Genomic DNA, 14630 nt, shown 5'->3' on the forward strand with positions numbered 1-14630 from the left:
AAGGGAGGCCACAAAGAAGTGGTCCATGCCCATCAGGAACTGGGGCATCATTTTAAACCAGTTCCTAACGATCTATGAAAAAAGGGTCAGACTCTAATAAAGTCCAACCCCCGTTATTTTCAACTTACACACTTATTGGGATAGTGTCGATATAAATAAAAAACCAACGGATTGCCGTTGGTTTTTTTATTGCCAGCTATGAACTATAAGAGATTCTTAGCTTTGCCCAAGATGACAGTCGTTTTTGGAACATTGTTAATTGAATATATTGGCTGTAAATGAGATTTCTCACATTCGTTCGAAATGACAGTTATTCATTAATTTATTGCCAATAGCTCATTGTAAATTGAACACTGACTTAGTGTTCGTAGATATCATTGTACAAATCAATGTACATTTCCTTTACGGGCTTTCGTTTTAGTTTCATGGTAGGGGTGAGGTGGCCATCTTCCACGCTCCAAACATCTGGGGTAAGTCTAAACTGTTTTACTTTTTCCCATTTGGCGAACTCTTGGTTGGCCCAATCCACTTCTTCCTGCATACGGGCGATAACCTTTTCGTTTTTGACCAATTCATCATTTGATCCCAAGTCGATATTATGGCGTTTGGCCCATTCCTTTACAAATTCAAAATTGGGCTGAATCAAGGCTGCCGGCATTTTTTCACCTTCGCCGACCACCATGATCTGTTCTATAAATCGGGATTGTTTAAAACGGTTTTCCAATAATTGGGGAGCCACATATTTTCCGCCGGATGTTTTGAACATCTCTTTTTTACGATCGGTAATGCGCAAAAAGCCTTCTGCGTCCACTTCTCCAATATCTCCAGTATGGAAATAAGCTCCTGTCATTACTTCAGCAGTTTTTTCTGGGTCTTTGTAGTAGCCCATCATCACATTGGGGCCTTTACAAAGAATTTCCCCGTCCTCGGCAATTTTCACTTCTACATTATCAATCATTTTCCCTACAGTGCCAATTTTCCAACCTTTGTTGCGTTGGTCGTTTACTGCAATTACGGGCGAAGTCTCTGTAAGTCCGTATCCTTCCATTACGGGCATCTCCGCTGCAGCAAAAATTCTGGCAAGCCTTGGTTGTAGCGCGGCACTACCGGAAACCATCACGGATAGATTGCCGCCAAGACCTTTTTTCCATTTGCTAAATATTAATTTACGGGCAAGCCCAAGTTTTTTCTCGTACCACCAGCCGTTTGCACCGTAAGGCTCAAATTTGAGCCCTACTTCAACAGCCCAGAAAAAGAGTTTCTTTTTTATGCCCGTTAAATTGGTTCCCTTGGCAATAATGGCATCATAGACTTTCTCCAGCAATCGGGGAACAACACTCATCACGTGGGGTTTCACCTCTTTCACGTTATCACTGATTTTGTCCAATCCTTCCGCAAAATAAATTTCTACACCACAATATTGGTAGAGGTAAAGAATCATACGTTCAAAAATGTGGCAAACAGGCAAAAAACTCAAGGCAGTTCCACCTGTTTCAAAAGGAACCCTAACTTGGCTATCGACCACGTTGGAAACTATATTGTTATGAGATAGCATAACTCCTTTTGGTCTACCGGTTGTGCCAGAGGTGTATATAAGGGTGGCCAAGTCATCAGGTTTTACGGTATCTTTTAATTTTTCGACTTCATCTTGGTTGGAGGTATCGCCCCCCAATTCCAAGACTTCTTTCCAGTTTTTGCAATTATCCAGCTCATCAAAGGAATAAATCTCTTTCAGCTTTTTAATTTTTGAGCTTATGGACAAAACTTTTTCCAACACTTCACCACAGGAAACAAAACAATATTTTGCTTCGGAATGGTTAAGGACATATTCATAATCTTCTTCGGAAATGGTAGGGTAAATGGGTACGTTCTGCGCCCCAATTTGAAGAATTCCAATATCAACAATGTTCCATTCCGTCCGGTTGGTCATGGAAATTACAGCAATTTTGTCGTTGGGCTTAACACCCATCCGAAGTAAGGCCCTGCTCACGGCATTGGCTTTGTCAATGTACTGTTGTGTGGATGTAGCTATCCATGTACCGTCACTTTTGGTGACCAATGATTTTTCTAAGGGGTATTTTTCAAGTTGATAGTATGGGAAATCAAATAATCGGGTAACCGTCTGCATAGTTAGTTATATGTTAAGCGATTGCAAATTAGCAAATCAGACCTTAACAATGAAACAGATTTAACAATTACATAAGGTAAATTTTGAAAAATCCCCAAATAATAACCCTCAAGAGGAATAAATTATACTAATCTTCCAAATTTTCCAACCATTCCCTTGCATTCACAAATGCTTGTAACCAAGGCGATACCGCATCATTTCTATCCTTTGGATAGTGCGCCCAGTTCCAGGGGAAAGTAGAGCGTTCTATGTGGGGCATAGTCACTAAATGACGCCCTGTTTTATCGCAAAGCATGGCCGTATTGTAATCACTTCCGTTTGGATTGGCAGGGTAGCTTTTGTAACCGTATTTGGCCACGATATCGTATTGGTCCTCGGTATGTGGCAAACTGAATTTACCCTCACCGTGACTAATCCAAACACCCAATGTGGTTCCTGCCATGTTGGAAAGCATCACAGAATTGTTCTCTTGAATTTTAACCGAAGTAAAATTACTCTCGTGCTTGTTGGAGTCGTTATAGGTCAATCTTCCATGAGTTTCATGTTCTGGGTTGATGAGGTCCAACTCCATGAACAATTGGCATCCATTGCAAATCCCTATCGATAAGGTGTCAGGTCTGGCAAAGAAATCTTTTAAGGCTTTGTTGGCTTTTTCGTTGTACTTAAAGGCTCCGGCCCAACCTTTGGCACTTCCCAATACATCGGAATTGGAAAAACCACCAACCGCACCGATAAATTGAATATCCTCCAGCGTTTCCCTTCCAGTGATGAGGTCGGTCATGTGCACATCTTTTACATCAAAACCAGCCAAGTACATCGCATTTGCCATTTCGCGCTCGGAATTGCTTCCTTTTTCACGTAGGATGGCTGCTTTTGGTCTGTTGGTGTCTCTTGACTGCGCTCGAGTTGACAATTTCCCATCAAAATGTTTAGGAAAAACATAGTTTAACGGTTGCTCCTTGTAATTGTCATAGCGGTCCTTGGCCAGACTATTTGCGGTCTGTTTGTTATCCAATAGATATGACGTTTTGAACCAAGTATCACGTAAAGAGGCAATGTTCAACCCGATTTCAATACCATTATTTTTGATTTTCAAGGTGCTTTCTGAGGTTGGCGTACCGATTTTGGCGAATTCAACGCCTACGGCTTTAAGTTCATTTTCCACTGATGTATCCTTGGCTTGGAATACCACGCCACTATTTTCAGCGAACAATAGTTTGATGATATCCTGCTCGTTTAAGATGGACAAATCCAAATTGGCACCCAAATCGTTATTTGCAAAGCAAAGTTCCAACAAGGTAGTGATCAAACCACCTGAAGCTACATCGTGCCCCGCCAATAGCTGACCATCTTTGATGAGCTTTTGCAAGGTATTGAAAACGGTCTTGAAATAACCAGCATCCAAAACAGATGGGGCTTCATCGCCAATTCCGTTCAAAATCTGTGCAAAGGAGGAGCCGCCCAATTTGTGGCTATCCTTGGATATGTTGATGTAGTATATATCCCCGCCATCTTTTTGCAAAACAGGTTCCACTACTTGGTTGATGTTGTTGCAATTGGCAGCTGCTGAAATAATTACTGTTCCAGGAGACAATACGTCACCGTCCTTATATTTTTGTTTCATGGAAAGTGAATCCTTTCCAGTGGGCACATTGATACCCAAGTCTATCGCAAATTCCGATAAGGATTCCACGGCAGCGTATAAACGGGCATCTTCACCTTCGTTTCTGCAGGGCCACATCCAGTTGGCGGATAGCGATACGGATTTTAGACCATCTTTCAACGGTGCCCAAACAATATTGGTCAAGGATTCCGCTACGCTGTTTCTGCTTCCTGCCACAGGGTCGATTAGAGCTGAGATAGGGGAGTGCCCAATACTGGTGGCAATACCTTCTTTTCCTTTAAAGTCGAGGGCCATCACACCGCAATTGTTCAAGGGCAACTGTAATGGTCCGGCACATTGTTGCTTTGCAACACGTCCGCCAACACATCGGTCCACCTTATTGGTCAACCAATCTTTACAGCCCACGGCTTCCAGTTGCAGCACTTGTTCCAGATAATCGTGGAAATGCTCCAAAGAATACGATAGGGCGGGATATTTCTGCTGGGCCGTTTTGTCGGCCATAATGGTTTTGGGGGAACTTCCGAACATATCGGAAAGCTCCAAATTCATGGGAGTTTCACCAGTTTTGCCCGAAGTGAATTTAAAGGTGTGGTCACCTGTAACTTCCCCTACGTTGTACATGGGAGAGCGTTCGCGTGCCGAAACGCGGTCCAATAGGTCCAAATCCTTTTCCCCGATTACCAATCCCATACGTTCTTGGGATTCGTTTCCTATCAATTCTTTTTTGGAAAGCGTAGGGTCTCCGATGGGTAGCTTGTCCGTATCAATGGTTCCCCCGGTTTCTTCGACTAGTTCCGACAAACAGTTCAGGTGTCCACCAGCTCCGTGATCGTGAATGGAAACAATGGGGTTGTAATGGCTTTCGAACAAGCCACGAACGGCGTTCGAAGCTCTTTTCTGCATTTCCGGGTTGGAACGTTGTACCGCATTCAATTCAATAGCAGAGCTAAATTCTCCAGTATCTGCACTGGATACGGCGGCTCCACCCATCCCAATACGGTAGTTGTCACCGCCTAGAACAACTATTCTGTCTCCTTTGCTGGGAGTATCTTTCAAGGCTTGGTCGGTTTTTCCATAACCAATGCCTCCGGCCATCATAATTACTTTGTCGAAGCCTAATTTTCGTGCTTCTTCTTCATGCTCAAAGGTCAGAACCGAACCGGCAATCAGGGGTTGACCGAATTTGTTTCCAAAATCGGATGCCCCGTTGGATGCTTTGATCAAAATATCCATTGGGGTCTGGTACAGCCAATCCCGTTCCTTCATTCCTTTTTCCCAAGGACGGTTTTCTTCCAAACGTGAATAGGAAGTCATATAAACAGCAGTTCCTGCCAAAGGCAAAGAGCCTTTTCCACCAGCCAAACGGTCCCTGATTTCTCCTCCGGAACCTGTCGCGGCCCCGTTGAAAGGCTCCACGGTGGTCGGGAAGTTATGGGTTTCCGCTTTTAGCGACAGTACGGAATCAAACTCTTTTTCTTCATAAAAGTCGGGCATGTCAGCACTTTTCGGAGCAAACTGAATGGCTTTTGGCCCTTTGATGAAGGCCACATTGTCCTTGTAAGCCGAAACGATATCATTAGGGTTGGCTTCGGATGTTTTTTTGATTAATTTAAACAGGGAAGAAGGTTTCTCCTCTCCATCAATCACAAAGGTCCCATTAAAAATTTTGTGCCTGCAATGCTCGGAATTTACCTGACTGAAACCAAATACTTCGGAATCTGTCAACTTGCGTCCCAATTTTTTGGCCAGTCCCTCCAAATATTCCACTTCTTCATCGCTGAGGGCCAAACCTTCTTTTTCATTATAGGCGGCAATATCATCAATTTCTTGGATGGCTTCAGGAACAATATTTATGGTAAAGATATCCTGTCCCAAGGAGGTGTATTTTTGGGAAAGCATGGGGTCAAAATCGGTGAAACCCTCTTCAACGGCATGGAATTCCTCGATACGGATAATTCCGGTGATGCCCATGTTCTGGGTGATTTCGGTGGCGTTGGTGCTCCACGGCGTTACCATAGCGGCACGTGGCCCAACAAAAAAGGCGTCGAGTGACGCCGCTTCTATCTTAGGCTGGTTGCCAAACAACCAAGTTAATTTATTAATGTCTTCCTGAGCGATTTCCTGAGCGGTTTGGACGGCAAAAACCTTGGTCGCCTTGTCCCCAAAAAAATGGATCATACAATCTGTGCGTTGAACGGTTTAAGAAAATGCAAATTTACGATTTTGGAACGTAATTCGTCCTACAGGAAAGGTGTTTTGTTAACTAATCAATGTTGATAGGGTATTCGTCAATTGAAACGGGGGTTACATGAATTGATCCACTTAGTTTAAGACTGATTAATGTAGGTTTGGTACCATATAAATAATTGATAAGCATGAAAGAAAGTGGAGAATCAAGTAAAATGAACAAAAGATATACTGTTATACTTTTATTTACGGTGTTTGCTGTTTTGTTTTCGTTGCTTCATGATGATTGGAATTGGGCCAACTTTTTTAGGCATCTCATAAGAAACATCATTAGAAATATTTTTTGATTGGATTTTGTATAGGAAATTGTTCTTGCCGAGCTTCCAGTTTTTTGTTTCATAGAAATGTTACATAAACTTTATTGATTTGAGAAATCGAAGCTTAGAATGGTTCAGAGTGTGCAAAGTTAAAGTAGTTTAACTATCTTAGAAGCATTATAGCTAACTCAAAACCAACCTTATGAAAACTACCAAAATCCTGTTGTGCGGGATTATGCTGTTCGCTGGTATTGCCACTACAACAGCACAGAAAAAGTATTCTAAAAGTAAAATCAAAAAGTTTAAAGCGGAAGTCGAAGCCATTGTGGAGGCCAATAAAAAGCAGACACAGGTAATGGTGGATAAAATTTTCAGTTTTGCAGAACTGGGCTTTCAAGAAGAGGAAAGCTCGAAATACCTCACTGGAATTTTAGAAGAAAATGGATTTACCATAGAGCGCTCCATTTCCAATATTCCAACGGCATGGTTTGCAACATGGAGCAATGGAGAAGGTCCCGTTATTGCCTTGGGAAGTGATGTGGACTGTATTCCAAAAGCTTCGCAGTACCCTGGTGTAGCTTATCACAAGCCAATTGTTGAAGGTGCGCCTGGGCACGGTGAAGGGCACAATGCCGGTATTCCATTGAACATTACATCGGCATTGGCCGTAAAAGAGGTGATGGAAAAGGAGAATATTGGAGGAACCTTGATTCTTTGGCCGGGAATTGCCGAGGAATTGGTCGCAGCCAAAGCATGGTATGTTCGTGATGGCCTTTTTGATGATATTGATATGTGCATTTTTACCCATGTAAGCAGTAATCTTAGTGTTTCTTGGGGACCTACTCGGGGAACTGGCCTTATTTCCGTGGAATATATGTTTGAGGGTGAAGCCGCACATTCTGCAGGAGCGCCTTGGAGAGGACGAAGTGCCTTGGATGCCGCTGAGCTTATGAACGTAGGGTGGAACTATAAAAGGGAACATTTGCATCCATTGAAACGTTCACATTCGATTTTCACCGATGCGGGAGACCAACCCAATGTGGTGCCTTCCAAAGCAGGTATTTGGTTCTATTTTAGGGATGTTACTTATGAAGGAATCATGGAAATGTATGCCGAGGCCAATGATATTGCCAAGGGGGCAGCCATGATGACTGGAACCAAAATGACTTCTCGCGTGTTGGGTACCGCTTGGCCAAGACATTTTAACAAAGTGATTGCCGAGACCATGTATGAGAATATAAAGGAAGTTGGTCTCCCTACTTGGTCCGAAGCCGACCAAAAATTGGCTAAAGCAGTACAAACAGAGATGAAATCCAAAAAAGTGGAAGGCCTGCCCACGGAACTATCAGAATTAGGACTTCCAGTTTTGGAACCTGTGAGCGGGGGGTCGGATGATATCGGGGACGTTTCTTGGAAAGTGCCCACAGTAACCATGCGTTTTCCGTCCAACATTCCTGGATTACCTGGTCATCACTGGGCCAATGCCATTGCCATGGCTACACCGATTGCGCATAAAGGAGCGACTGCTGGAGCCAAAGCAGAGGCTATGACTATTATGGATTTCTTGTTGAAACCAGAACTATTGACCCAAGCTTGGGATTATTTCAATAATGAGCAGACCAAGGAAACCAAATACGAGCCCATGATTTCTGCGGATGATATGCCACCCATATTTTTGAACAAAGACAAGCAAGACATGTATCGAGGCAAGTTGGAAAAATTCTACTACGATGAAACCAAGTACGACACCTATTTGGAACAATTAGGAGTAGAGTATCCAACAGTGAAGGAATAATTTGATATGTCAGTTCGAGCGGAGTCGAGAACTTAAACCTATCTCGACTACGCTCGATGTGACATAAATATTGAAGCAAGTCGTCATGCTGAACTAGTTTCAATTGGGATGAGATTCCGTATCAAGTGCGGAATGACAATTTTAGACCATTTCATTGTGTCATTCCTGCGAAGGCAGGAATCCATAATTCATTTGGCACGAATTTTCTCGAATACAGCATCTCGACTGCGTTCGATATAAGAGTGTTCAATTAAAAGAAGCTCGAAAGGCCAAAGGTGACTGTTGGGTTTTGTTCTTGAACAATTTGCTAAAGGATTGTGAGTGTTCAAAGCCAAGTATATGGGCGATTTCACTAACTGAAAGTTGGGTAGTGGATAGTTTTTCCTTAGCCTTTTCAATTAGTTTTTCATGGATATGCTGTTGGGTACTCAATCCTGTTAACACTTTGAGCAAACTGCTCAAATAACTTGTTGAAACATGCAGGCTTTGAGCTACGAATTGGACCGACGGTATTCCTTTGTCGATGGCCTCTTCATTGTTGAAGTAGGTGTCGAGAAGATTCTCCAGCCGAACCAAAATCTCGTGGTTATTGATTTTTCTCGTAAGAAATTGTCTTTGATAGTATCTTTCGGCATAGTTAAGCAGTAGTTCGAGTTGTGCAACAATGATGTTTTGACTGAATTTGTCGATGTTTGATTTATATTCCTGCTGAATATTGAGCAAAACATCAACGATGGTTTTCTCTTCCTTTTCTGAAAGGAAAAGTGCTTCATTTATGGCATAGCCAAAGAACTCATAGTTTTTTATAGTCTTGGCCAATGGAGTGTTCCACAAAAAATCCGGGTGGATGAGCAATAACCAGCCTGAAGGCTTCTTTTCTGTAGGTAACATTTCAAACTGAAGAACTTGTCGTGGCCCGATAAAGGATAAAAGCCCTTCATCAAAATCATACTCCTGTTGCCCATAACGTACTTTTGCCTGGATATCTCGCTTCAATCCAATGGAATAGAAATTTTGCATCCATGTGATTTGATTTTCAATAGTTTGATAATCCACTTTGCCATAATCTATCAAGCTTATTAATGGATGTTCGGGCTTGGGCAGCGCACAAAACTTGTGGAACTCGGTAAGGGTGTTAAAAGTGTGCATACGTTAATCATGAATTCAGGGCAAGGTTTTAGCTTGCCCTGTTTTAAATTACATATTAATTTTTAAAATCCGTTGAGTGACTTAGTTCTTTGTTGGCTTCCAAAGCGCTCTCCAAGGTTTCTGTTTTTTGCTTTGCCATACCGTAAGCATCACTCCCTAAAAATAAATGTAAGGCAGGATTTTTGCTTTCCGCCATTGTTATAAGTACCTCAGCGGCTTTTTCAGGGTTTCCCAGTTGATTTCCTGCAATTTCTTCTTTGTGCAACCGCTCGGATTCACGTGCTTCTTTATAAACATCCATACGATTGCTTGCCAATTTGAAGGAGTCATCGGAAAGAAATTCCGTTCTGAAATACCCAGGATATACCAAAGTGGTATGAATACCAAATGGTCTTGCTTCTACGGACAATGCTTCGGTTAATCCAGCAACGGCAAACTTTGTGGCACAATATATTCCAAAACCTGGAAAATTGCCCACTACACCTGCAACCGAAGCAATATTGAAAATGTGTCCCGATTTTTGGGACCTTAACTGCGGCATGGATTTTCTAATGACGTTCAATAGACCAAAGACATTAACGTCGAAATTAAGTCGAGCTTCCTCATCCGAAATTTCTTCCAACGTACCATTTTGTCCATAGCCTGCGTTGTTGACGACCACATCAAGATGTCCAAAAGTTTCGATTACTTGAGAAATTGAGTTTGCCACACTTTCCTCGCTCATTAGGTCCACTTTAAGTGGCAAGAAACCATTATGATTTCCTACCGCATTTTTCAGGGTATTCAAATCTCTAGAAGTGGCAGCTACAGGATAGTCGTTGTTCAACAATTTCTTTACCAAAGTCAGTCCCAAACCTTTAGATGCGCCAGTGACCAACCATACTTTTTTTGTGTCCATTTTCTCAGATTTTTTGTTATTATGAATTGACACAGCAAAGTTGCCCTTAGTAGAGGGAAGGTATGTAGCCTAATCTATGATTGTTGTAGTCTAAATTTTATAAGAAGTGTAAAAAGGAAAAGGTGGCCTATTGCTTTTTCAACAACGCCATATAAAATCCATCAAATCCCGTTTCCGAAGCAAAAATGTTTCGCTCTTTCACAAACTCAAAATCCTTTCCGTTTTCAGATTCCAAGAACTTTTTGATCTGTTCTGAATTTTCTTGGGGTAGAATGGAGCAGGTGGCATAGACCATTTGCCCTCCTTTTTTCACCATTTTACTGTAATTCTGAAGAATATCCTGTTGAACTCCCATGATTCTGTCCACAAACTCGGGCTCTAGTTTCCATTTGGAGTCAGGGTTTCTTTTAATGACTCCCAGACCTGAGCATGGAGCATCAAGCAACACTCGGTCGGCACTATTGTGCAGTTTTTTGATCACTTTGGTGGAATCGATTACTCTGGTCTCAACATTGTGCACACCGTTTCGTCTCGCTCTCTTTTTGAGTTTTTTCAATTTACTTTCATAAATGTCCAAAGCGATCAATTGCCCTTTGTTTTGCATTTGTGAAGCTAAATGAAGCGTTTTGCCTCCTGCTCCTGCGCATGCATCAATTACTCTTTGCCCTGGTTCCACTTCCAAAAATGGAGCGACCAATTGGGAGGAAGCATCTTGTACCTCGAACAAACCATCTTTAAAGGCTTGGGTTACAAAAACATTCTTGCGTTCCACCAGCTTTAACGCATCGGGGTAACCTTCTATAAATTCCGTAGCTATATCCTCCTTGGCCAAAAAATTCTTTAGCTGGGGTTTTGGGACCTTTAGTGTGTTGGTTCGCAAAATAACATCTGCTTGTTGGTTTTGAGCGGCAATTTCTTTGGTCCAAAGCTCGTTGCCCAACGACTTTTCTCCAAGTTCATCCATCCAATCGGGAATGGACTCCCTGAACTTTCGGATTTTGGACAATTCATCAAACCTTCCTTTTATGCGACGTTCGGGCGTGCCTTCCAATTGTTTCCAATCAGGGATTCGGATGCCACGTAGCACGCACCAAACACCGAACAATCGGAACAAATGGGGTTTGCTGTATGGTTCGTGAACTTCGGCAATTTCGGAATAGAGGCGTTTCCATCGAACAATATCGTAGGTTGTTTCCGCGATAAAACCACGGTCACGAGACCCCCAACGTTTATCGTAACGAAGTACTTTTTCAATCACTTTATCGGCATATTCCCCCTCGTTGAAAATCATGTGAAGGGCATCAATTACGGCAAATACCAAGTTTCTGTGTAAACGCATCATATAAAATAAGGTTGCAAAGGTATGATTTCTCCTTACTTTTGAAGAAAATAAATGCAATGAGGTCCATCCTATCCTTTTTAATTGTTCTTGTTTTGTTTTCTTGTGGGCAAGAACCAAAGAAACAACCATTCAAAACAGTTGATGTAACTCCAGTTTTTGAAGATTCCGTAAGCATTCGCGCGATAACCTTTTTGGATAAACAAACCTTGGCCTTTGCTGGTAGCAATGGGATTTATGGCACTGTTGATGTTAATTCGCACAAGGTTAGGGCAAATGTTCAGGTGTTTGATTCCATTCAACCACATTTTAGGGCCGTAGGCCATACCTCAAGTGATTTTTTCATGCTTTCGGTGGAAAGTCCTGCCTTATTGTACAAAACAGGTGACCAAGGAAAGATGGAATTGGTATATACCGAAGATGGGGAAGGTGTTTTTTATGATAGCCTTACATTTTGGAACGATTCCGAAGGTATTGCGGTAGGCGATACGGTAGATGGATGCCTTTCCATAATTATTACAAGAGATGGAGGGGCTTCGTGGAGCAAATTACCGTGTTCAGACTTGCCTAAAGGTATTGAGGGCGAAGGTGCTTTTGCTGCCAGTAACAGTAATATTGCCGTGCAGGGAAATAAAGTTTGGATTGGAACCACGGAGGGAAGAATTTATTTTTCAGGTGATAAAGGAGCGACTTGGGAGATACAAGAAACCCCTATTATTTCGGACGAACCCACCCAAGGTATTTATTCCATGGACTTTTTTGATGAGCAGACCGGGTTTGCCATTGGAGGGGATTACACCCAACCAGAATCCAACAAGGCGAATAAAATAAAAACGGTTGATGGAGGTAAAATCTGGCAATTGGTAGCTGATGGCCTGGAACCTGGATATAAAAGTTGTGTGCAGTTTGTTCCGAATTCTGGTGGCAAGGATTTGGTAGCTGTTGGATTTACAGGAGTTTCCTATTCCCATGATGGGGGTGAAAGTTGGCTACAATTGAGTGAAGCGTCTTTTTACACCCTTCGTTTTTTGAATGATTCAATTGCATACGCTGCAGGAAAAAACAGGATTGCACAATTGATGTTCAAATAAAGGGACTTTTTTAGGAGTCGGGAGTTTACAGTAACATTTGAACTTGAACTTGAACTTGATGTTTGAGTTTGATGCGCGGTGCTCGGTGTCGGAAGCACGAAGTCTGAAGTGTCACGTTGAGCCCTTAGGCTATGCTCAGGATAAACTAAAGTCGAAACGTCGGGAGTTTTGGAGCTTGATATTTGAACTTGAACTTGTCCGAAGTCGGGGTCGGGAGTCTTTTATTGACACAAATGGCACAAATTATCTCAAAATAACTGTGCTGAGATGGATTAAGAGGTGAACGACTGCATTTCTACCAGTTTTTTATAGCTTTTTGCGGATTTCATCAGTTCTTCATGGGTGCCTTGTTCTACAATTTCCCCTTTGCTCATCACCACAATGGTATCTGCATTTTGGATAGTGGATAATCGGTGTGCAATTACAATGGAAGTGCGGTTCAGCATCATTTTTTCCAAGGCGTCCTGTACCAATCGCTCACTTTCAGTGTCCAAGGCGGAGGTTGCCTCGTCCAAAATCATAATAGGCGGATTTTTGAGTACGGCACGCGCAATGGACAACCGCTGTTTTTGTCCGCCGCTCAATTTATTTCCGCTATCTCCAATATTGGTATCGTAGCCATGAGGGAGCTCCATAATAAAATCGTGGGCATTGGCGACCTTTGCGGCGGCGATAATCTCGTCCATCATGGCATTTTCCTTGCCTAGGGCAATGTTGTTCTTTACGGAATCGTTGAAGAGAATAGAGTCCTGCGTTACCAGCCCCATGAGTCCGCGCAACGACTTTTTGGTAATGTTTTTGATGTTGGTGCCATCAATCAGTATTTCTCCTTTGTTGACGTCGTAGAAACGGGTAACCAAATTGGCAACGGTACTTTTTCCGCTACCGGATTGTCCCACCAAGGCAACAGTTTTCCCTTTATCAACCTTTAGGTTGAAATTTTTCAGGATATAATCGTCTTCATATTTGAAACCGACTTCTTTCAATTCAATACCTGAATTAAAATCTGTTTTATCTTCAGCTCCATCAATATCGGTGATGGGGTTTTCGGATTCGAGTATTTCCAAAACTCGCTCGGCAGCGGAATTTCCTTTTTTAACGGCATAGGAAGCCTTACTAATGGCTTTTGCAGGCGTCAATATATTAAATGCTAACCCCATATAGGATATAAAAGAAGCGGCGTCCAATGTTCCCTCCAAAAGTACCATCCGTCCGCCAAACCAAAGCAGTACGCCAAAAACAACTATTCCAAGGAATTCGCTGGTGGGTGATGAAAGGTTTTGACGGTTCAACAAGGAGTTTGAAAACCTGAAAAAGCGTGAAGTTGAGGTTTTAAATATATTGTAGAATTTAGATTCCGCGTTAAATGCTTTGATAACGCGAAGTCCGCCCAAGGTTTCTTCAACGATGGAGAGAAATTCGCCTTGTTCCTTTTGTACCCTGTCCGATTTTTTCTTTAAAGATTTTCCAATCCGGGATATGATCATTCCGGCAATGGGAATAAAAATGAACACAAAAATGGTCAGCTTTACACTGATGATAAACATTACAATGATGGTAAACAGGATGGTCAATGGCTCGCGCACGATCAATTCTAAAATTGACAGAAAGGAATGTTGTATTTCCAATACATCGGAAGTGATCCTGGCAATAACATCGCCTTTCTTTTTCTCGGAGAAGTAGGAGATGGGCAAATCCACGATTTTCCGGTACATCTTGTTGCGGATATCCTTGAGTACTCCGTTACGCAAAAAGGTAATAAAATACATCGCCAAGTAATTGAAGATGTTCTTGAAGAGAAACAAAAACAAAATGAGTCCTACAGCCAAAAGAAGTCCTTTCATGGGATCCTCACCGGAGTATTGGGTCACCTGATAGTTCATATAGTCCATGAAATAATCCTTCAGCTTGCCAATGCCATCATATGAAGGAGGCTCATTGATTTGCTTGGTTTTATCAAAAAGTACATTGAGCATTGGTATTAGTGCAGCATAGGACAATGCACTGAACAATGCATAAAGAATATTGAAGAAAATATTCAGAACACCATATTTGCGGTATGGTCTCGCAAATTGGAGAATCTTTTTAAAGTAGTTCATTCA

8 protein-coding genes are annotated in these 14630 nt (G+C 42.2%); 2 read left to right on the forward strand and 6 right to left on the reverse strand.

Going from position 1 to position 14630, the window contains the following annotated elements; all coding sequences use genetic code 11:
• Window positions 1–358: 358 nt before the first annotated feature.
• Both GO009_RS15215 and purL read right to left on the reverse strand, forming a co-directional pair.
• The gene (locus tag GO009_RS15215) at window positions 359–2128 is read right to left on the reverse strand and encodes a long-chain fatty acid--CoA ligase (protein WP_163627406.1); all 1770 of its coding nucleotides are present in this window, start codon (window positions 2126–2128) and stop codon (window positions 359–361) included.
• Between the two features lie 127 nt (window positions 2129–2255).
• A complete protein-coding gene (purL, locus tag GO009_RS15220; protein WP_163627408.1) occupies window positions 2256–5930 on the reverse strand; it encodes a phosphoribosylformylglycinamidine synthase in 3675 nt (1224 codons plus the stop codon).
• Window positions 5931–6458: 528 nt separating this feature from the next.
• Here purL and GO009_RS15225 point away from each other — a divergent pair.
• Entirely contained in the window at window positions 6459–8051 is a 1593-nt protein-coding gene (locus tag GO009_RS15225; RefSeq protein ID WP_163627410.1) for an amidohydrolase, read from the forward strand.
• Between the two features lie 246 nt (window positions 8052–8297).
• On the opposite strand, the gene GO009_RS15230 is transcribed toward GO009_RS15225, so the two are convergent.
• The 3 genes from GO009_RS15230 to GO009_RS15240 form a co-directional block, all read right to left on the reverse strand.
• A complete protein-coding gene (locus tag GO009_RS15230; RefSeq protein WP_163627412.1) occupies window positions 8298–9200 on the reverse strand; it encodes an AraC family transcriptional regulator in 903 nt (300 codons plus the stop codon).
• A gap of 55 nt (window positions 9201–9255) precedes the next feature.
• Complete coding sequence (locus tag GO009_RS15235) at window positions 9256–10098, reverse strand: SDR family oxidoreductase (protein WP_163627414.1); 843 nt, start codon at window positions 10096–10098, stop codon at window positions 9256–9258.
• A 127-nt stretch (window positions 10099–10225) separates the two neighbouring features.
• Window positions 10226–11437: an RsmB/NOP family class I SAM-dependent RNA methyltransferase gene (locus tag GO009_RS15240; protein ID WP_163627521.1), complete on the reverse strand. Its 1212-nt coding sequence runs from the start codon at window positions 11435–11437 to the stop codon at window positions 10226–10228.
• 59 nt (window positions 11438–11496) lie between these two features.
• Between GO009_RS15240 and GO009_RS15245 the strand changes: the two genes are divergently transcribed.
• A complete protein-coding gene (locus tag GO009_RS15245; protein WP_163627416.1) occupies window positions 11497–12528 on the forward strand; it encodes an oxidoreductase in 1032 nt (343 codons plus the stop codon).
• Between the two features lie 272 nt (window positions 12529–12800).
• On the opposite strand, the gene GO009_RS15250 is transcribed toward GO009_RS15245, so the two are convergent.
• Window positions 12801–14627 carry an ABC transporter ATP-binding protein gene (locus tag GO009_RS15250; protein WP_163627418.1) on the reverse strand — a complete coding sequence of 609 codons (1827 nt, stop codon included), beginning with the start codon at window positions 14625–14627 and terminating at the stop codon, window positions 12801–12803.
• Between the last annotated feature and the right edge of the window lie 3 nt (window positions 14628–14630).

It is taken from the genome of Allomuricauda sp. TY007 (genome assembly GCF_010468565.1).
GTDB lineage: Bacteria > Bacteroidota > Bacteroidia > Flavobacteriales > Flavobacteriaceae > Flagellimonas.